This window comes from Domibacillus sp. 8LH (assembly GCF_038806185.1).
Taxonomy (GTDB): Bacteria; Bacillota; Bacilli; order Bacillales; family Domibacillaceae; genus Domibacillus; species Domibacillus indicus_A.
Map to the genome: position 1 here is coordinate 1 of NZ_JAVJNG010000123.1, position 276 is coordinate 276.

The 276-nt window shown below is 67.4% G+C and carries 1 pseudogene; it reads left to right on the forward strand.

The annotated features are described in order from the left end of the window. Window positions 1-276 (forward strand): annotated as a pseudogene (locus RG959_RS24080) (hypothetical protein); the annotation flags it as partial.

Genomic DNA, 276 nt, shown 5'->3' on the forward strand with positions numbered 1-276 from the left:
GTACACGCCGATCACGCACGACTGGGGCTGGCGCGAACTGCTGCTGCCGCAGGCGCTGCGCGGCATCGGCCAGCAGTTCAGCGTGCCGCCGATCGTAACGATGGCGCTCGGCTCGCTCCCGCAGTCGCGCCTGAAATCGGCGAGCGGCCTGTTCAACCTGATGCGTAATCTCGGCGGGGCGATCGGCATCGCGGTGAGTGCGACGATGCTCAACGACCGGCTGAACTTTCACTACCTGCGCCTGAACGAGCACGTGAGCGCCGGCCAGCCGCAGGT